Raw genomic sequence first — 18,037 nt, 5'->3', positions numbered from 1 at the left:
GCGCGTTTCGTTTTAGACCAGTTCAGCGCCGGCGGACCGCATCTCCTCGAGGGCGGCGGATCCGCGTGCGTCGTCGACAGGCGAGCACATGCCGCGCAGCACGCGCACACCGAAGCCTTCCTTCCGCGCGTCGAGCACGGTCGCGCGCACGCAGTGGTCGGTCGCGATGCCGACGACGTCGATGTCGCTGATGCCGCGCGCACGAAGCCAATCCGCGAGAAGAACTTTATCGATTATCGACGCCCCCTCAAACCCGCTGTACGCCGCCTCGTACTCGCCTTTCCGGAAGAACTCGTCGAAGGCGATGTCCGCGATCGGTCCGCGCAGTGCGGCCCCCTCCGACTCCGCGACGCAGTGCACGGGCCAGGAGTCGACGAAATCGGGGTCGTCGGAGAAATGCGCGCCCGGGTCGATGTGCCAGTCCTGCGTAGCCACAATGTGGCTGTAGTCGTGGCCCCGGTTGTCGCCCTCTGTGATCAGCGCGGCGATCTTGGAAGCGACTTCGTCGCCGCGCGCGGTGCCGAGTGCTCCGCCAGGGCAGAAGTCGTTCTGCACGTCGACGACGACGAGCGCTCTGTTCCCGTTGCTCACATTGCTGGTGCTAGCGGTGCCAGCTGGGTTCTCGGTATCCATAAAACCCAGCGTACAACGTTGTTTAACCCCAGCGGGGCGGTTGCGGCGTCCACTGTGCCAGCGCACCGATGAGCTCGTCCGGGTCGTCCGCCACTATCAAGCTGTCCCGGTCAGCCTGGCGGATGAAGCCCGCGGCGACCATGTGGTCGATCATCGTCGTGAGAGGTTCCCAGAATTCCGCGCCCAATAGCCCGATCGGTTTGGTGTGGAGGCCGAGCTGCTGGTTGGTCCATTCGTCGAAAAGCTCGTCGAGTGTGCCCGCACCTCCGGGAAGCGCGACGAACGCGCCGCACCTCTTACTCATGAGGCGTTTTCGTTCCGCGAGCGTGTCGACGATCACCAGTTCACTCAGGCCCGTGTGCGCGATCTCGTGCTGCGACAGGTGCTCCGGCATGATGCCGACAGTCTCGCCGCCGGCGTCGATCGCCCCCTGCGCGACAGCGCCCATCATGCCCAGCCGGCCGCCGCCGTACACCAGCGCGATCCCGTGGCGGGCGAGTGCGGTTCCGAAACCGTACGCGGCTGTGGTCATCGACTCGTCCAGGCCCTCGCGCGCACCGGCGAAGACCGTGACTGCGGTGATGGGGGACTGCGGCTGGCTATTCACGCCTCCCCAATGTAGCTGCCGGGTGGAGGCGCGCAAAGCTGAAGGCCAGGTCGCGGTTTGTACCGTTCGACCTGGCCGTATTGTGCGCCATCAGGGAATCGAACCCCGAACCCACTGATTAAGAGTCAGTTGCTCTGCCAATTGAGCTAATGGCGCTTTGCCGTGGAAGGCAACGAGAAGAAAATATAGCAGCTTGTTTCTAATGGGAGAAATCGCCTGGTCAGGCGGATGGATCATGACTGGACTTAATATGTTGATCTAGCTTCTGTCGCGCATGCGTTGCAGAGGTGCCGCGGGGGTGAGCAGCCTCTCCTCGAACTCGGCGCGTGTAACTAGCTTTAGGGTCGCGGCGGACTATAGGGTAAATACTCGTTGCACTGGGAACAATAAGCATCTTCATAGCGGATTCAAGGGTTGCGTGGTTGCACTATGACTGAGAAGACGGGGGCGCGGATGCGCCGGATCATCGCTGCCGGGGCGGTCGTTCTGCTGGCAGGCGGGTCGTTGGCGGCGTGCACCATTGACCGGCAGGGAGCTGCGGCGGAGCCGGGGGAGTCGGTGGAGACCACGGAGCCCGAGAAGCATGACCCTGCGGTCATTTCCGTGGAGGACGGCGCCGAGGGCGTGGCGCCGGACGAGCCGGTGGCCGTGACGTCCCCCGACGGCCTTGAGTCCGTCACCATGACCAATGAAGAGGGTAAAGAGGTCGAGGCCGAGCTCAACGAGGACAAGACGGAGTGGACCACGGCTGAGCCGCTCGGCTACGGCCGCGAGTACACCGTCGAGGCAACCACCACCCAGGGCGAGACCTCCCAGTCGGTGTTCACCACCGTCGTTCCGGGCGGGCAGACGAACGCTTACATCGGCCCGATGGACGGCAGCGAAGTCGGTGTCGCCCACGCGATCAACGTCTACTTCGATATTGCGCCGAGTGATCGACAGGCAGCCCAGGACGCCATCACCGTCGAGTCGTCGAATGATACGGAGGGTGCGTTCTACTGGATTGATCCTGCCCACCTGATCTGGCGCCCGAAGGAGTACTGGGAGCCGGGCACCGAGGTGACCGTGAAGTCCGTTATCTACGGAAAGAATCTCGGCGGCGGCATCTACGGTGCGGAGGACTCCTCGTCCACCTTCACCGTCGGCGACCTGGTGGAAACGCTCGTGGACGACAGCACGAAGACGCTGACGGTCTACCGCAACGGTGAAGAGGTGAGGTCCTTCCCGGTCTCCCTCGGCCGCGACGGCCAGTTCGCCACTCCGAACGGCATGTACGTCATCGGCGACCGGAACGAGTCCATGGTGATGGACTCCACCACCTACGGTTTGGCGCTGGAGAACGGCGGCTACCGCACCCCGGTGAACTACGCCACGCAGATGTCCTGGTCTGGCATCTACGTTCACTCCGCCCCGTGGGCGATCGGTGCGCTGGGCAGCTTCAACCAATCCCACGGTTGCATCAACGCCACGCCGGATGACGCCCAGTGGTTCATGAACTACGTCAAGCAGGGGGATCCGGTCGAGGTGGTCAACACCTCCGGTGGAACCCTGTCGGGCCTGGACGGCCTCGGTTACTGGAACCTCGACTGGGAGACCCTCAAGGCCGGCAACGTCGACGAAGGCTAGGCGGACTCAGGTCAACGCAAACACCCTGTGCGGATCCTCGCGGAGAGGAACTGCACAGGGTGCTTTTATCACAGGCGCTTTTATATCGGTGCCTTAGTTGCGGGGTTGAATTTCGCTCTCCACGACCCATTTGTGATTGGTCATCTCCATGCCGCCCATCTCGAAATCGACCATGTAGACGGTTTCGTCGGTGGAGCTATCTATGGTGGCTTCTGCTCCCTTCATTCCAGGCATGTGATCGGCGTTCAAAATGACTTGACTGCCTGCTTCAAGCGGCGCTTCGCCGTGGCCTTCGAGTTCTTCGTGGACGACCCACTTGTGGTCCGTCACAGGGGTGCCACCATCAGTGGGCGTGTAGCTCACAGAATAAGTGGTCGTATCAAATGCGCCAGAGATGGTGGCTTCAGCATTATCCATACCTGGCATATGGTCGGCGTCGAGGATCACAGAGTCGCCGACAGCATATGTGGGATCGGTGGCTTCTTTCATTCCCGACGGTGCTGGACCGCCATCCGGGTCATGATCGTGGGCCTGTGCATCGGAACTGGGGGTATCGGTCTGCACCTGGTCTTGGGTGGGCGCGGATTCTGGGACAGTCTCGTCGTCACCGGGTCCGGCGCAGCTGGTCAGGGCCAAGGTACCCACTGCTGCGACGAGAGTAAGTCGAGTTATCTGGGTCAGTTTGTTCATCAGTGCTCCTGTCATTTCGGGGTGGACGGGGATGCCACCCATTGAAACCGAACCCTATAGGGGTATAGGGTATATAGCAAGCGGACTAAGATGGGCTGTCGAGGCGGCGGGTTAACGCGCGTCGCGTGTCTAGTGCGAAACCGCCACCCAGTCCGACGAGTGCATGAGCCCGCAAGTTCTCGCGAGGCGCTACACGCTCGATGGATATCGCTCAGCTCTTCGGACGCGGAAATATTTCACAATCACTTCCACGGAAAGGCTTCTGACATGGTTGAACGCGACCACCATCACCCCCAACACCACATTGCGCATCAACAGGCTCGCACTACTGAAACCGAAGTCCACCAGGCGGATCATCAAGCCAGCCAAGCTGGCGCCATGGGGCACGACGGGCATGAGCATCACGAACACGGCGCGGGCGGGCACGGCCAGGAGGGCCAACACCATTCCGGCCACGAGATGCATGGCGGCCATGCCGGACATGGCCACGGGGACCATGGGGATCATGTCGGACAATTCCGGCGGTTATTTTGGATCATGTTGGTGCTGGCAACTCCAGTGGTCGCGTTCAACCCGATGTTCGCCGACCTGTTGAGCTATCAATTACCTGACACGGCCTGGGTGTGGTGGGTGTCGCCGATCCTGGGCACAATCATCTATTTCTGGGGTGGCCGGCCTTTCTTGACGGGGGCCGTCTCCGAGATCCGGTCCCGACAACCCGGCATGATGCTGCTTATCGGGTTAGCAATCACGGTGGCCTTCATTGCCTCCTGGGGTGCGACCCTGGGCATCTTGGATTACGAGCTGAACTTCTGGTGGGAACTGGCGCTACTGGTGGTCATTATGTTGTTAGGCCACTGGATTGAAATGCGGTCCTTGGCCCAAACCACTTCCGCCTTAGACTCCCTGGCCGCCTTGCTGCCGGATGAAGCTGAGAAGGTCGACGGCGATGACGTTGTCACCGTCGCCCCGGCGGAGCTGGTCGTTGGAGATGTCGTCATTGTTCGGCCTGGATCTGCGGTCCCGGCCGATGGCCAGATCGTCGATGGTAGTGCCTCCATGGATGAATCCATGGTCACCGGGGAATCCAAAACCGTCCGACGCGGCCCGGACGACCACGTCGTGGCCGGCACTGTGGCCACGGATTCCGGGCTGCGGGTCAAAGTCACCGCCATTGGAGATGACACCGCGCTGGCGGGGATCCAGAAACTGGTCGCCGACGCCCAATCCTCCTCGTCCAAAGCCCAACGCATTGCCGACACCGCCGCCGGTTGGTTGTTCTGGTTCGCCTTCGGGGCTGCGGTAATTACTGCGCTGGTGTGGTCCATACTGGGTATGCCCGACGCCGCTGTAGTACGCACCATTACGGTGCTGGTCATTGCCTGCCCTCACGCCTTGGGCCTCGCAATTCCGTTGGTGGTATCGATTGCCACCGAGCGTGCGGCTCGTGGCGGGGTGTTGATCAAAGATCGCTTGGCACTGGAATCGATGCGCTCCGTGGATTCGGTACTGTTCGATAAAACCGGCACCCTGACCAAAGGTGAGCCCACCGTCACCGGGATCCACCCTGTGGGTGATAGAACCAAAGATGAGGTGTTAGCGTTGGCCGCCGCTGCTGAAGCCGACAGCGAGCACCCCCTAGCGCAGGCCATTGTCGGCGCGGCCCGGGCCCGCAACCTCGACGTACCTGGCACCAGTGATTTTTCCTCTTCCCCAGCTGTGGGCGTCAAAGCAACGGTCAATGGCACGGTCATTGAAGTCGGTGGCCCTTACCTGTTAGAACACCACTCCCAAGATGAGATAGCGATTGCTGAGCGGTGGCGCGACGAAGGCGCAATCATTCTTCACGTGATGGCCGATGGCCAAGTTATTGGCGCGCTGCGTCTAGCTGATGAAATCCGACCCGAATCCCGTGACACCGTGGATGCCCTGCATGCCCAGGGGGTCCAGGTCGTGATGATCACCGGTGATGCCCAAGCCGTGGCCGAGACCGTGGCCGAAGAGCTGGGTATTGACCGAGTCTTTGCTGGGGTCCGGCCCGAAGATAAGGCCGCCAAGGTCGCAGAACTTCAAGCTGAGGGCCGCAAAGTGGCCATGGTCGGTGACGGGGTCAATGACGCGCCAGCTTTGGCTCAGGCCGATGTGGGCATCGCCATTGGTGCCGGCACCGATGTGGCCATCGGCTCGGCCGGGGTTATCCTGGCTTCCTCGGATCCCCGCTCGGTCTTGTCCGTATTTGAGCTCTCCGAGGCCAGTTACCGGAAAATGAAACAGAACCTGTGGTGGGCTGCTGGCTACAATATCGCAGCCGTCCCCCTGGCCGCTGGAGTGCTGGCTCCGATCGGGTTTATGCTGCCGATGAGTGTGGGGGCAATTCTGATGTCGGCCTCAACCGTGGTAGTAGCTCTCAATGCCCAGCTGCTGCGCCGCTTGGATCTGACCCCGGCTGCCAGTGTTGCTAAGTCCCTGGACCGGAAACCCGAGACCATGGACGCCTAACATGAGACACTGCTGTGACAACGTTGGCGCACGAAGAAAGCAGGCCCATGACTAAAACCCCGCATGCTGATTCCGCTGACCACGGCTATATCAGTGACAAAGACCGCTACCTGGCCCGATTGAAACGCATTGAAGGCCAGGCCCGCGGGATTCATCGCATGATCGATGAAGAGAAATATTGCATCGATATCCTCACCCAGATCAGCTCCATCACCTCAGCCCTGAATAACGTCGCGCTGAGCCTGCTCGATGACCATATGCGCCACTGCGTCGTTCGTGCAGCCCAAACCGACGGGCCAGCCGCCGAAGAAAAACTTGTCGAAGCTGCCGACGCCATCGCCCGCCTCGTCCGCTCCTAAATCCTCAAGGCCAGACGTCCAACCTCCTGCGCCCATTGCTCAAATGGGGGCAGAGGGCGGTAGGCCTCTCTAGAAATGATCGGAACTAAACCCAGGAGGTTTCAATCCGCCACCATCCGTGACAATCTCGAGGTGAGGCATTACCCTAGTTGTTGATACGTCACCAAAAGGAGTGTTACCCAATGAAAGCATTCGGATTCTTAAGCTTCGGGCACTACGCCTTCGGTGGCCAGCACGGGCCATCTGCGGAAAAGATCGCCAAGATCCACCTGGAAATCGCCCAGGCTGCGGATGAGATCGGCGCGAACAACGCGTCCTTCCGCGTCCACCACTTCGTGCCGCAGGCCTCCGCCCCGATGCCGCTGCTCGGTGCTGTCGCGGCCACCACCAAACACATCGAGGTGGGCACCGGTGTCATCGACATGCGCTATGAGAACCCGCTCTACCTCGCCGAGGAGGCTGCGTCGCTCTACCAGATTTCCGGTGGCCGCGTGGCCTTGGGCGTCTCGCGCGGCGCCCCCGAGGTGGCTGACCGCGGCTGGGAGGCCTTCGGTTACACGGGCGAAGCGCTCAACGGCGCGGACGTGGCGCGCGGCCACCTCGAGGCGTTTATGGCTGCAGTGGACGGCAACGGATTCGCCACTGCCGCTCCGCTGGACCGGCAGTACCCCAACATGTTCCAGCCCGGCTCCGCCCTGCCGGTCTTCCCCATGGTGCCCGAGCTGCGTAAGCACATCTTTTACGGCTCGGGCACCCACACCTCGGCGGATCAGGCCGCCAAGGACGGGTTGAACCTGATGTCCTCCACCCTGGTCTCTGAGACCACTGCCGAGTCCTTGGGTGAGATCCAGGCAGATCAGATCAGCCGTTACCGCGCCGCGTGGAAGGAGGCTGGCCACGACTGGACCCCGCGCGTGTCGGTGTCCCGCTCCATTTTCCCCATCGTCGACGGCGCGGACATGCAGATGTTCGGCATGCAGGCCACCGGTTCCGACCAGGTGGGCGCGCTGCCTGATGCCGGCTCAACCACCTTCGGCCGCACCTACGCCGCCGAGCCGGACAAGCTCATCGAGCAGCTCAAAGCGGACCCCGCCGTCATGTCCGCCGACACCCTGCTCATCACCATTCCCACCGGCATGGGCGTCGACGTCAACGTGAAGATCTTGGAAAACTTCGCCACCCACGTCGCCCCCGCGCTGGGCTGGCAGCCGAACACTGACGGCCCAGTCACCGGCTATCCCGTCGACTAATCGGGTTAAACGACAAAAACCGGCGCCTTGGAAAATGAAAACCAAGACGCCGGTATTTGTCCACCATCTCGCGACTCATATGCCAACGATGTCGCGACTGATGACTTTGGGGTGGCTGACGGGGCTCGAACCCGCGACACCCAGGATCACAACCTGGTGCTCTACCAGCTGAACTACAGCCACCATCGCTGCAAATTGCAGCGGGTTTCTACATTAGTTCACGCGCTCGGTTTTACAAAAACTGCTGGTACGCCTCGGTCGCGGCCTTCGTGCTCTCGCTTGCTTCAGACGAGGACGGCCCTGGTGCGGGCACGAACACGCTGCGGCGGTAGTAGTCGAGCTCGCGGATGGACTCGACGATATCGGCCAGAGCGCGGTGGGCCATGCCCTTGTCCGGCTGGTTGTAGTAGGCCTTGGGGAACCAGCGGCGTGTGAGCTCCTTGACGGTGGAGACGTCGATCATGCGGTAGTGCAGCGCCGCGTCCAGGCGCGGCATCTGCGCACGGATGAAGGAGCGGTCCGTGGCGATGGAATTGCCGGCCAGCGGAGGGCGGTGCTCGCCGCAGTGCTTTTCGACGAGCCCCAGCACCGCTTCTTCCGCCTCCTCGATCGTGACGGTGGAGGCCTTGATCTGCTCCGTCAGCCCGGAGGAGCCATGCATCTCGGTGACGAAATCGTCCATCTCGGCTAGCTCTGCGTCGGTGGCGTGGACGACGAGGTCAATGCCGTCGTCGAGAATATTCAGCTCGGCATCGGTGACCAGGGCAGCGACCTCGACGATGACGTGGCGGTCGGGGTCGAGCCCGGTCATTTCCAAATCGACCCAGACAATCCGGTCGTCTTTTTGTGCCAGTGCTTCACTCATGAGGCCCACGCTAACCCATCTTGGCGTAGAACCAGCCCATGACCGGTGCGAGCGCACCGCGCGGCGCGTACGAGGAGACGAAGTCCATGGCCTTGGACAACGGGCCGGGGGTGATGCGGCGGCGGTTCTTCTTCATCGCGTCGATGGTCTCGCGGGAGCAGGACTCGTAGGTCGTCCACAAGAACTCCGGGACCACCTTGTCCACGATGGACTGGTCCTCTTCCGGAATGACGGCGTCGCGCACCGGGCCGGGCGCGAGCAGGGTGCAGTGCACGCCGGTCTTCTTTAGTTCGTAGTGCAGCGCCTCCGTGAACGCGTTGACGCCGGCTTTGGTGAGCACGTAGGTCGCGTTATTCGGGATCGGCACATTTCCGGCGGCGGAACCGACGTTGCACAGCGCACCCTCGCCTCGCCGGACCATCTGGTCGAGCACCGCCTTGGTGATGCGGAAGACAGCCGTGGCATTGAGGTTGAACTGGTTCGTCTCGTAGTTCCAGTCCTGGTCCATGAAAGGCCCGAAGGAAGCGATGCCGGCGGAGTTGACGCAGATGGAGATGCGCTTTTCGTCGATGAGCGAAAGCAGCGTATCGACGTCTTCCGTGACCGATAGATCATGCGCCGCCACTACGACATCGACGCCGTAGTCCTTCTCTAGCTCCTCTGCGAGCTGCGTCAGGACGTCTTCGCGGCGGGCAACGATGATGAGGTTGTGGCCTTCGGCGGCGAAATCGCGGGCCATGGCCTCGCCGATGCCTTGGCTCGCGCCGGTGACCAGTGCGTAGAAATCACGTGCGGGGGAGGGGAAACTCATGCCTGCGAGCCTACAGGTGCGCTGCGGACTGCTCCCGCATTATTTGACCGAGAACACCTCGCCCGGCTGGCAGTCGGGCGCCTGGCAGATCGCGGTGAGCGTGGTGAACTGGAAGGCTTTCGCACGGTTGTTTTTCAGAACGGACAGATTGACGGGGGGGTGATTAGATAAGGCGTCAAGTGCGGGCGCACGAAAAACGCCACCCAGTTTCCAGGGTGGCGTGTTCGGCCCAGGTAGAGCGGTGCTGCGTGGTTAGGTCAGCTCGCTTGGTCCATCCGGGTTGTCGTTGGCGAAGCTGCTGTCGTCCTCGCCGATCTCCTCCTCGTCTAGGCGGTCCAGGTCGCGGGACTCTAGACGGTCCAGATCGGAGATGGGATCGGTATCGGGCTCGTTGCCGATGCGGCGCGTCGCTGCGTCGAGAAGCTTGCCTTTTTCGCTGCCTGCGTTACCAGTGTTGTTGTCCGGCTGCGTCATTATTTCTGCTCCTCTGCGTCCGTTTCCGTGTCCTTTTGGCCGGTCTTGTCTGCACGGTCCTGCAGATCGGCGTCGGCCTCCGGATCGGTCAGGTCGTCGATGCTGTCCTCGCGGATAGGGCCTTCGTTGGACATAGCGTCCTCCTTCAGTGCTAAAGACGTTGTTGACGCTTTACACGGACCAGCATAGCCATTCGTGGGTAGCCGCGACCGGAAATCCGCCCGAACCTGGTGGGCTGGCGGCCGGCTCACTCACCTGCTTCGAAGAATCGCACGTGGCAGTTCGGCCCCTCGGGCGGCTCCTCTGGGTCGTAGTCGTAGAGCCCGTCCTCGCCCTCCTCCCCGGCAGGGATGCCGTGGGTGCGGGTGAGTTCCTCGAGCGCGTAGTCATCCACCACCTGCTGGAACCAGTCCCGCATGTAAAGCGCCTGAATGGTCCTCGACGGGCGGTTGCGGTTGAATTCCACGATCTGGCCGCGGTTGCCGCCGGCCACGCCTTTTGCATCAATGCACAGGTAGCTGTCGGACCACGATTCGGCGAAAGGGATCCAGCTTGGGTAGTACCAGTCGTCGGAGGGGAATTCGGTGTCTCTGGCGTCGATAAGCGCGCGCCACGTCTCTAACGCCTCCTCGAGGCTGAGTAGCTGGACTGGGCCGATAATGTCCTCGCGGTTCGAGCCATTGTGCCAGTGGTACAGTTCGACCAGCTCGGACGGGAAATCGACGCCGGCCTTTTCCAGCACAGGCGAGTACGCGTTCACCGTGCGTTGGATATCGGCGAGCGCCATCCCGTCGCCTAAAGCCATGAACGCCGGCGGATAGATGGTGCTCATGAGGAATTCGAGTTCGTTGAGTGTCGCGGTGATCGTGGAAGTGCCGTTCATGGCCCTCATCGTAATTTCACGCGGCGCACTTGTCGCGCGTTCGCGCACGTCAAATGTACATTTCAGTGCGCAATCGCGGATGCTTCCCTGGCCCATGGGAGCAGCTCATGTTCCCCACGGGCCGAAGGGGCAGGCTACAGGGGCAGGTTGTCTACCGCGTACTGGGCCTGCTCCGGAGTGAACTGCTCACCGTACTCGGACACAAGCTGGTCGTAGATCGCGTCGGGTGCCATCTCCATGGTGTCCTGGTATGTCTTGGCCATCTCGAGAGCATTCTTGTTGTAGTCCGCCTTCACATTCTCGATGGCGTACTGGGCAGCTTCTGGGCTGAACTTCTCTCCATATTCGGACGTGAGCTGCTCGTACAAACCAGCTTCGGACATATGCATCGTGTCAGAGTAGGTTTGGGCCTTCTTGAGCGCGCTCTTGAATTCGCGGGGAACGTCCTCCTTCTTTTCCTCCGGCTTCTCCTGTGGCTCCTCTTCTGCCTTTTCGTCTGGCTGGTCGGCGGGCGCTGCTTCAGGCGCATCGTCGGCGGATTCGATCGCGGTGGTTTCTGGTGCGGAGCTTTGCTCTTCGGCACTGTCGCTGCCGCCGCCAATCGCGCTACCAATGCCGATCAGAATCAGGCCGCCGAGAATGATTCCGCCCCACTTCAGGCAGCCTCCCTTCCTCTTTGGCTGCTCGGGCGCCTGGGGTTGCTGGGGAGCCTGGCCCGGCTGGGGCTGCCCCTGTCCCCACTGTGGCTGCTGGTTCTGGATCCACTGCGGGTCACCCTGGTTGGGGTTGAATGCGGTACTCATGTGTTGGCCCTTTCAGGAACTGTCCGCCTCGTCGTGGCTAGGGGGATGGTCGATAGAAATATGGCGCTAGCGCCCAGCGAACGGGCCACTGTGGAGAAAGGCTTTGCATCTCAGCGCGGTCTTCTTACCTGTGGCCTTTGAATCGCTGCATGTCGCACTCTAAGAAACTGGATGAACCAAGCTGTCAGCTTTCTCGAATGGTTTTTCGAACCTTCTTAAAACTTTGGGTGTCGGCTCGTGGAAAGCAGTGCCCCGATACCTGAAACCGGCACCCGGGAGAACCTAGGCGCTGGTTTATCCACCATGTCGCGACTGATCTGTCAACGATGTCGCGATTGTTGACAACGCGCCCCCAGCAGGATTCGAACCCGCGACCAGCCGGGTAGAAACCGGATCAAATATGCAGGAGAGCAGGCTAATCCCTGGTAGTGAGGTATTCGCTAATTCGGCAAAATCCCAGGCAATACTACCGAATCAAAATAAAATGTGTCCAAAACGGGTCCATGGCCGGAGGACGAAAATGTTGGCGCGACAATCAATTAGTCGGGTAGGGGGCGCTTTTACCGGAGACCGCATGAAGAGGCTCCCGCCGGCGAAAAACCGAGGTACGGGTTTGCACCAAATACCTGCAGGAAGTCCCCGACGACTGTTTCATGCGATCCCAGGAAAAGGCTCCCGCCAGCTCACCGGAAGCTTTGGGGTTGCCCCTAAAAAAGCAGGTCAGTGTGGACGTCAGAGCTCAGAACTTGAGTTTCCCGGGGATCACCGAAAAACTCCCGGAGCCGGGAAGATCTCCGAGGATGTGAACACTTTTGAGCGAAACTCTTGAGAGTACGTCCCAAACACGTGCCGGGTGGCTAGGTGCTCGGGGTTGGAAGCCCCACCGATGAGAGGCACGTTCCCAGCCACCTACACGCGCGAGACCTCGGCCCGCGAAGCCACCCTTCGCGCAGGTAAACTCGTAACTTTCCACCACCCTGAAGAAAACCCTGATGGCAGGCAGACGAAGGGGCCAGGGCGGCAGCAGATCTAAGACTCACGAGGGGGATCCTTCTAAGTCGAAGGCAATCCGGGGATTGATTGGGGAATCACAATAATCCGTTTATCAGAGAATCAACAACGCAAATCCCGCTCATGGAGTCATAAACCACCAATGACCCCTATCGGAACCAACTGACCGCCACTGCCCTTTGATTACCTTTACTTCCGAGGACACCGTGGACTCTATAGTGTCTTAGAAATCGCTTGATTCGAAGGAGTGCTCCATGTCGGAGATATTTAACATCTACTGCGATGAAAGTGGCCATTTGCCTGCGGACGAGATACCGGTGATGGTGTTAGGCGCAGTCATGTGCCCGCTAGGAAAGACTCGAGAGATCGCTACCCGAATCCGTGAAATCAAACAAAAGCACGGAATCCCCCCAGCGTTTGAAATTAAGTGGACAAATGTCTCGCCAGCGAAAGAAGACTATTACCTCGATTTAGTCGATTACTTTTTCGACGACGATGACCTTAGATTCCGTGCGGTGGTAGCCGACAAAACTTCCCTGAACCACGACCATTGGAACCAAACGCACGATGACTGGTACTACAAAATGATGTACCAGCTGATCGTCAGGCTCCTCGAGCCGGATTCAAGCTATCGAATATACCTCGATAAAAAGGACACCCGCGGCGGAGAAAAAGCAAGCCGACTCCACGACATTCTGGCCAATAAACGCCACGATTTTGACAAGCGGATCGTTCAGAGGCTCCAGATCGTCCAATCGCACGAAGTTGAACAACTGCAACTTGCGGATTTACTACTAGGGTCCATCTCCTACGCCAATCGACGTCTCAAGACTAGCTCAGCCAAAATGGAAATAATTTCAAGAGTTAAAGCGCGATCTGGCACGACCCTTCTGCAATCAACTCTCCCCCAGGCGCAGAAGTTCAATATCTTCCAATGGGAGGGAAGGGCGTAGTGCACGATTGGCTTCCTACCCAAAAATTTTGTGATTTTAACGGGGGGATCGAAGAATTCCGCCGACATTGCTTTCTGTTTTACGAAGAGGCCTTCGTACTAGATAAGCCCACATGGCCCGTCGATGATCGGAAGTATGGGGAAAAGCGGGAGCCGTTCCGCGCCGGGTTACCGGCGACCTACGCTCATCTGACCTCTAGTGGGAAGGAAGAAGATTCCCGAACCCCTGATCTCGAGCGACTCGAACGCATCACGTGGCCGCGCCTGATTCTGGATGAATTCGCTAGTTGTTATCCGCGGCCTTCGAACGAGCGGATAGCGTGGTGGGTGGAGAAGCGCAGAAGCGAATACCGATATCACATCGCTTTGAGTGACTTCACCTATTTGGTTGTCGTTGCTGCTCGTACGAGCGAGGTGCTGTTGTGGACAGCATTCCCAATCGAGTTCAACAACCAACGCCGTAAGCGCGAGAAGAAATTCTCGCAGTATTGGGAAGGCAGGAATGGCTAGAGCCGCCCCCTTGGGGACGGCTCCGTAACTCCTTCTACCGTTGGTAGATGAGATAGTGCCATTGTAGCGCGCGCCTCTAGCTTTTGGTCAACCTGGATCCTAAGACTTCGGTCGGGTGTTTGCTTTCCCCCCCTCCAATTCCCAGACCCGTACGCAGCCTTAGCGCCTATACGCTCGGGGGGGGGGGAGGCATCCTCGGCGCGGGGTACCCCCCAGGGTCGCTGCGTAAAGCGAGGGCAGAGACCCCAGGGGGAGCGCACTCACGCCTTCTCCTGCGCGCCGTTGATCAAATCAGGCTGTGGTACCTGCCTGGCGGGCAAGCGGCAATGCGGTGAAGCCGCTCCATCTAATGAAGCGTCCTGGTTTTTGTTCCGCTTATTTAACGCCCAACGTTTGAGCGCCTGATCGTTGATAGTAAGCGTCCTCCATCTCCTGTGGAGTGATATATCCTAGGGATTGATGAAGTCGCTGGTTGTTCCACCAGTGCACCCAGCGAAGGGTGGCAATCTCGACTTCACCGACCGATGCCCACGGCCGGTGGGGATAAATCAGCTCTGTTTTGTAGAGCCCGTTGACCGTTTCAGCCAACGCGTTGTCATAGGAGTCGCCAACGGTGCCGACAGACGGATCGATACCCGCCTGGGCGAGCGCTTCACCGTAACGGATCGACACATACTGCGAGCCGCGGTCACTGTGGTGGACAAGCCCTTCTGAGCGAAGATCACCAGCGTGATACAGGGCGTGCTCAAAGGCCTCCAGCGGCAGTTCATCGGTACGCATGCTCGCCCGAGTCGCGACACCGACGATCTTTCTGGAGTACACATCGGTGATAAACGCGGTGTAGGCAAAACCAGACAAGGTGCGCACATAGGTAATGTCAGCGACCCACAACCGGTGCGGTGCGGGGGCAGTGAAGTCACGGTTGACCAGGTCAGGGCGGCAATCCGGCACGTTGGCCCGAAGCGTTGTCATCGGTGTGCGGCCACGCCTGCGGCCGTAAATGCCAGCTTGCTTCATCAAACGCGCGGTCTGATCACGACCGATGCTCCAGCCGGCGCGCTGCATAGCCTTCCACATCTTGCGGACCCCGTAGACGCTGAAGTTGTCCTCGTAGACCCTCACCAATTCAGGAATGAGCAGCGCATCTGACAAACTCCTCGCCGACGGCGGTCGTGTTTTCGCTGCTCGGTAGCCGCGAGAGGTGATGAACCCACATTCTGTCTCTTTCAATGTGCGACAGATAGCCTCGACCCCGAAGCGATCGCGATACGCATCGATGTATTCGATCATTTTCTGGTGGGACGGTCGAGTTGCGCCGCGAAAAAAGCTGACGCGGTTTTCAAGATCTCATTAGCCCTGCGTAGCTCCTTAATCTCTTTCCGCAGCCGCTTCAGTTCGTCAGCCGTTGACTCGCCGGCGCCAATCTCAACATCGGATGAGACCATATTCGGCTTCAACCAATCGTTGAGCGTGTGTGCTGGAATGCCGAGCTTTTCACCGATCTCTACGGCTGCACCCCATTTCGAACACCCTTCGAGCTCAACGAGGTCCTCAGCCAAACGCACTGCCTTGGCCTTGAACTCGTCACTGTACTTCCTTGGCATGATTCCAATCCTTCTCTAGAAATGATCGGAACTAAACCCAGGACACTTCAAATTGTGTCCAAAATGTGTCCACAGGCACTGGCTAGCGTTGCTGGAGGTCGATGTTTGCCCAGATGAACAGCAAAAACGAAGCGCCCCCAGCAGGATTCGAACCCGCGACCAGCCGGGTAGAAACCGGATGCTCTAATCCACTGAGCTATGGGGGCTTGCCCTTTTTTTGCGCTCGAGGGGCGCGTGTTTTGGGCGGACCTCATCGTATCGCACGGGGGACGGCTTTCCATATTGCCGTCCAACGAAAGTAGGGTGATTGCCATGTCGGAGAAGCAAGCAGTGAAGTCGGCGTGGCCGGTCTACCTCGCGGTGTTGGCGGTCGGCGCCGTGGTGGCCGGGGCGTTGTCGTTCAGTTTCGTGGGTGGTTCCCTGGCGGCGCTGGGCATCCCGGATCCAGGCCCGCTGACCACGGTGGGGTTGCCGGCGTTGCGCGGGGTGGCCTGGTTGCTGGGGGCGCTCGCCACCGGGTCGTTCATGTTCGCGGCGTTCATGATTCCGCCGAATAGCAGGAAGCTAATCGACGCCTCACTCGCCGTCGACGGCCACCTTGCCGCCCGCACTGCGGCCTGGTCGAGCGCAGGGCTGGCGCTGATAGCGCTGGTGATGATCCCGCTGGTCCTGTCGGATGTGTCGGGCACACCGCTGCCCGAGGTGATGTTCTCCCCGCAGATGTGGGCGACTGCCCTGGAGCGGGTCGCGGAGGCGAAGATCTGGTTGATCGTGGGGCTGATCGCGGCGGTCGTCGCCGGTTTCGGTTTCGCGTGCAGCTCGTGGTCGTCGCAGGTCGCGCTGTTCATCGGTTCGATCATCACTGTGATCCCGCTGGGCCTGTCGGGCCACTCCGCCTCGGGCGGAAACCACGACTACGGCACGAACTCCTACCTGTGGCACCTGGTGTTCATGCTGCTGTGGGTCGGCGGGCTGCTGGCGCTCATCGCGCACGCGCGCAGGCTCGGGCCGGAGATGCCGCGCGCTGTGCGGCGGTACTCGTCGGTGGCGCTGTTCGCGTTCGTCACGCTGATGGTCTCCGGCGTGGTCAACGCGCTGATACGGGTGCAGTTCTCCGATCTGACCTCGACGGCCTACGGGTGGACGGTGCTGCTCAAAGTCATCGGGCTGGCCGTGCTGGGGTTGCTGGGCTACGCGCACCGTCAGTTGACCATTCCGCAGTTGGAGAGCAGGCCACGGTTGTTCGGGCGGATCGCCGTCGTCGAAACGCTCGTGATGGCAGCGGTTACGGGCGTGGCTGTGTCGATGGGCCGCACCCCTCCGCCGGCGCCGCTGCAACCGGACTTGACGCCGATGCAGATCCAGATGGGCTACAACCTTGAAGTCGCGCCGACGGTGACCAACGTGTTCGGCATGTGGCGCTTCGAGGTCTTCTTCAGCGTCATCGCGCTCCTGCTCGCCGCCTACTACCTGCACCTCGTGCGCCGGGTGGACGGTTGGAAACACTCGCGCACCGCATGGTGGCTGGCCGGCTGTGCGACGACGGTCGTGATCATGTCGTCGGGCATCGGCATGTACATGCCGGCGAGCTTCTCCGTGCACATGGTCGTGCACATGATCCTGTCGATGGTCGTGCCCGTCTTCCTCGTGCTCGGCGCCCCGCTGACCCTGGTCAAACAGGCGTACCCGGAAGGCGAGTTCAACGCCCGCGCCTGGGTCGAAGCGTTCGAGGAATCGACCTTCCTCAAGGTGGTCACATACCCGCCGGTGTCCACTGTGCAGTTCCTTGTTGTCTTCTACGTGCTCTACGTTTTCCCGTCGTTCTACGAATTCGCGGTCTCCGAGCACGCCGGCCACCTCATCATGAACGCCGTCTTCCTGCTGTCGGGCTACTTCTATTTCTGGGACCTCATCGGACCGGACTATGTGCCCAACCGCCGTGCCACGGTGATCCGCTTCGCGTGGTTCGTCTTCTCCATGCCGATCCACCTATTCATGGGCGTGTACCTGATGCAGCTCTCCTACGTCTTGGCCGAGGATTTCTACACCAACCTCGAATTGCCGTGGAACCCAGATCTGCTGCGCGACCAGAAGATCGGCGGCGGCATCGGCTGGGCGGCCGGCGGCTTCCCGATGGCGCTCGTCTTCGTCATTCTCCTTCTGGGCTGGCTTCGCGACGACCGCGCTGACGCAAAGGACAGCGACCGCCGCGAAGACGAATCGGATGACGAGCAGTGGCGCGCCTACAACGAGATGCTCGCGCAGTACTCGGCGCGGTCGAAGCAGAACTCGAATCGGGGCTCGAACGGAACCAACTAAGTGAACGGGTAGGGGACAGCCTGGCAAACCGCGCCTGTGGATAACCCCGCGGAACTGGGGGTTATCCACAGGTTCCGCTTCGTGTTCTCGTCCTGAACCTTTTTATGGGAAAAGCTTGAAGCGTCACCGCCTTGTTACAAG

At 60.4% G+C, this 18,037-nt stretch carries 18 protein-coding genes and 3 tRNA genes; 7 read left to right on the top strand and 14 right to left on the bottom strand.

The genetic code is table 11. From position 1 onward, the window contains the following. Positions 1-12: 12 nt before the first annotated feature. The 3 genes from CAPP_RS09140 to CAPP_RS09130 form a co-directional block, all read right to left on the bottom strand. Complete coding sequence (locus tag CAPP_RS09140; protein WP_076599903.1) at positions 13-633, bottom strand: nicotinamidase; 621 nt, start codon at positions 631-633, stop codon at positions 13-15. Between the two features lie 22 nt (positions 634-655). Beyond that, the gene (locus tag CAPP_RS09135; protein ID WP_076599904.1) at positions 656-1,240 is read right to left on the bottom strand and encodes an LOG family protein; all 585 of its coding nucleotides are present in this window, start codon (positions 1,238-1,240) and stop codon (positions 656-658) included. Between the two features lie 83 nt (positions 1,241-1,323). After that, a tRNA-Lys gene (locus CAPP_RS09130) sits at positions 1,324-1,396 on the bottom strand. A 273-nt stretch (positions 1,397-1,669) separates the two neighbouring features. Between CAPP_RS09130 and CAPP_RS09125 the strand changes: the two genes are divergently transcribed. Next, the gene (locus CAPP_RS09125) at positions 1,670-2,866 is read left to right on the top strand and encodes a L,D-transpeptidase (RefSeq protein ID WP_084560752.1); all 1,197 of its coding nucleotides are present in this window, start codon (positions 1,670-1,672) and stop codon (positions 2,864-2,866) included. 93 nt (positions 2,867-2,959) lie between these two features. Here CAPP_RS09125 and CAPP_RS09120 read toward each other — a convergent pair whose 3' ends face one another. Further along, a complete protein-coding gene (locus tag CAPP_RS09120) occupies positions 2,960-3,556 on the bottom strand; it encodes a YdhK family protein (RefSeq protein WP_076599906.1) in 597 nt (198 codons plus the stop codon). 378 nt (positions 3,557-3,934) lie between these two features. Here CAPP_RS09120 and CAPP_RS09115 point away from each other — a divergent pair, with 378 nt between their 5' ends. The 3 genes from CAPP_RS09115 to CAPP_RS09105 all read left to right on the top strand — a co-directional run bounded on the left by CAPP_RS09115 (position 3,935) and on the right by CAPP_RS09105 (position 7,664). Further along, a complete protein-coding gene (locus CAPP_RS09115; RefSeq protein ID WP_200803308.1) occupies positions 3,935-6,055 on the top strand; it encodes a heavy metal translocating P-type ATPase in 2,121 nt (706 codons plus the stop codon). 47 nt (positions 6,056-6,102) lie between these two features. After that, complete coding sequence (locus CAPP_RS09110; RefSeq protein WP_076599909.1) at positions 6,103-6,414, top strand: metal-sensitive transcriptional regulator; 312 nt, start codon at positions 6,103-6,105, stop codon at positions 6,412-6,414. Positions 6,415-6,596: 182 nt separating this feature from the next. Beyond that, on the top strand, positions 6,597-7,664 hold the full coding sequence (locus CAPP_RS09105) for an LLM class flavin-dependent oxidoreductase (protein WP_076599910.1): 1,068 nt from the start codon (positions 6,597-6,599) through the stop codon (positions 7,662-7,664). A 107-nt stretch (positions 7,665-7,771) separates the two neighbouring features. Here the strand turns inward: CAPP_RS09105 and CAPP_RS09100 are convergent. The 8 genes from CAPP_RS09100 to CAPP_RS09065 form a co-directional block, all read right to left on the bottom strand. Beyond that, a tRNA-His gene (locus CAPP_RS09100) sits at positions 7,772-7,847 on the bottom strand. Positions 7,848-7,896: 49 nt separating this feature from the next. Further along, on the bottom strand, positions 7,897-8,529 hold the full coding sequence (gene orn, locus CAPP_RS09095; RefSeq protein WP_076599923.1) for an oligoribonuclease: 633 nt from the start codon (positions 8,527-8,529) through the stop codon (positions 7,897-7,899). 10 nt (positions 8,530-8,539) lie between these two features. Beyond that, positions 8,540-9,340: a mycolate reductase gene (gene cmrA, locus CAPP_RS09090; protein WP_076599911.1), complete on the bottom strand. Its 801-nt coding sequence runs from the start codon at positions 9,338-9,340 to the stop codon at positions 8,540-8,542. A 39-nt stretch (positions 9,341-9,379) separates the two neighbouring features. After that, positions 9,380-9,547, bottom strand: a complete 168-nt coding sequence (locus tag CAPP_RS09085) for a helix-turn-helix domain-containing protein (protein ID WP_076599924.1) — start codon at positions 9,545-9,547, stop codon at positions 9,380-9,382. 45 nt (positions 9,548-9,592) lie between these two features. Further along, complete coding sequence (locus tag CAPP_RS09080; RefSeq protein ID WP_076599912.1) at positions 9,593-9,814, bottom strand: hypothetical protein; 222 nt, start codon at positions 9,812-9,814, stop codon at positions 9,593-9,595. Further along, entirely contained in the window at positions 9,814-9,948 is a 135-nt protein-coding gene (locus CAPP_RS09075; RefSeq protein ID WP_268753104.1) for a hypothetical protein, read from the bottom strand. Before CAPP_RS09075 ends, CAPP_RS09080 begins: the two co-directional genes overlap by 1 nt. Positions 9,949-10,061: 113 nt before the next feature. Next, positions 10,062-10,697: an SMI1/KNR4 family protein gene (locus tag CAPP_RS09070; protein ID WP_076599913.1), complete on the bottom strand. Its 636-nt coding sequence runs from the start codon at positions 10,695-10,697 to the stop codon at positions 10,062-10,064. Positions 10,698-10,831: 134 nt separating this feature from the next. Beyond that, positions 10,832-11,500 carry an Ltp family lipoprotein gene (locus CAPP_RS09065; protein ID WP_084560758.1) on the bottom strand — a complete coding sequence of 223 codons (669 nt, stop codon included), beginning with the start codon at positions 11,498-11,500 and terminating at the stop codon, positions 10,832-10,834. 1,265 nt (positions 11,501-12,765) lie between these two features. On the opposite strand from CAPP_RS09065, the gene CAPP_RS09060 reads away from it, so the two are divergent. Both CAPP_RS09060 and CAPP_RS09055 read left to right on the top strand, forming a co-directional pair. Continuing rightward, positions 12,766-13,464, top strand: coding sequence for a DUF3800 domain-containing protein (locus tag CAPP_RS09060; RefSeq protein ID WP_076599914.1), 699 nt, complete (start codon positions 12,766-12,768; stop codon positions 13,462-13,464). After that, positions 13,464-13,973, top strand: coding sequence for a glycosyltransferase family protein (locus tag CAPP_RS09055; RefSeq protein WP_076599926.1), 510 nt, complete (start codon positions 13,464-13,466; stop codon positions 13,971-13,973). Before CAPP_RS09060 ends, CAPP_RS09055 begins: the two co-directional genes overlap by 1 nt. Before the next feature lie 375 nt (positions 13,974-14,348). Here CAPP_RS09055 and CAPP_RS09050 read toward each other — a convergent pair. Continuing rightward, positions 14,349-15,577 (bottom strand): IS3 family transposase gene (locus CAPP_RS09050; protein ID WP_290172854.1). Its coding sequence is split into 2 segments (ribosomal slippage): positions 14,349-15,301 and positions 15,301-15,577, totalling 1,230 coding nucleotides; the frame shifts between segments, so codons are not numbered across the junction. 132 nt (positions 15,578-15,709) lie between these two features. Beyond that, positions 15,710-15,783: transfer RNA gene (locus CAPP_RS09045), tRNA-Arg, on the bottom strand. Positions 15,784-15,889: 106 nt separating this feature from the next. Here CAPP_RS09045 and CAPP_RS09040 point away from each other — a divergent pair. Next, positions 15,890-17,896, top strand: a complete 2,007-nt coding sequence (locus CAPP_RS09040) for a bifunctional copper resistance protein CopD/cytochrome c oxidase assembly protein (protein WP_076599616.1) — start codon at positions 15,890-15,892, stop codon at positions 17,894-17,896. Positions 17,897-18,037: the final 141 nt, after the last annotated feature.

The sequence above is a fragment of the Corynebacterium appendicis CIP 107643 genome, assembly GCF_030408415.1.
Classification (GTDB): Bacteria; Actinomycetota; Actinomycetes; order Mycobacteriales; family Mycobacteriaceae; genus Corynebacterium; species Corynebacterium appendicis.
The sequence above is the reverse complement of the archived record's forward strand: the minus strand, read 5'-3'. Positions and strand labels throughout refer to the sequence as shown.

Bases quoted from the DNA above. Each gene is read 5' to 3' on its own strand.
- CAPP_RS09140 (WP_076599903.1), bottom strand. From the start codon at position 633: ATGGATACCGAGAACCCAGCTGGCACCGCTAGCACCAGCAATGTGAGC.
- CAPP_RS09125 (WP_084560752.1), top strand. From the start codon at position 1,670: ATGACTGAGAAGACGGGGGCGCGGATGCGCCGGATCATCGCTGCCGGG.
- CAPP_RS09120 (WP_076599906.1), bottom strand. From the start codon at position 3,556: ATGAACAAACTGACCCAGATAACTCGACTTACTCTCGTCGCAGCAGTG.
- CAPP_RS09115 (WP_200803308.1), top strand. From the start codon at position 3,935: ATGGGGCACGACGGGCATGAGCATCACGAACACGGCGCGGGCGGGCAC.
- CAPP_RS09110 (WP_076599909.1), top strand. From the start codon at position 6,103: ATGACTAAAACCCCGCATGCTGATTCCGCTGACCACGGCTATATCAGT.
- CAPP_RS09105 (WP_076599910.1), top strand. From the start codon at position 6,597: ATGAAAGCATTCGGATTCTTAAGCTTCGGGCACTACGCCTTCGGTGGC.
- orn (WP_076599923.1), bottom strand. From the start codon at position 8,529: ATGAGTGAAGCACTGGCACAAAAAGACGACCGGATTGTCTGGGTCGAT.
- cmrA (WP_076599911.1), bottom strand. From the start codon at position 9,340: ATGAGTTTCCCCTCCCCCGCACGTGATTTCTACGCACTGGTCACCGGC.
- CAPP_RS09080 (WP_076599912.1), bottom strand. From the start codon at position 9,814: ATGACGCAGCCGGACAACAACACTGGTAACGCAGGCAGCGAAAAAGGC.
- CAPP_RS09075 (WP_268753104.1), bottom strand. From the start codon at position 9,948: ATGTCCAACGAAGGCCCTATCCGCGAGGACAGCATCGACGACCTGACC.
- CAPP_RS09070 (WP_076599913.1), bottom strand. From the start codon at position 10,697: ATGAACGGCACTTCCACGATCACCGCGACACTCAACGAACTCGAATTC.
- CAPP_RS09065 (WP_084560758.1), bottom strand. From the start codon at position 11,500: ATGAGTACCGCATTCAACCCCAACCAGGGTGACCCGCAGTGGATCCAG.
- CAPP_RS09060 (WP_076599914.1), top strand. From the start codon at position 12,766: ATGTCGGAGATATTTAACATCTACTGCGATGAAAGTGGCCATTTGCCT.
- CAPP_RS09040 (WP_076599616.1), top strand. From the start codon at position 15,890: ATGTCGGAGAAGCAAGCAGTGAAGTCGGCGTGGCCGGTCTACCTCGCG.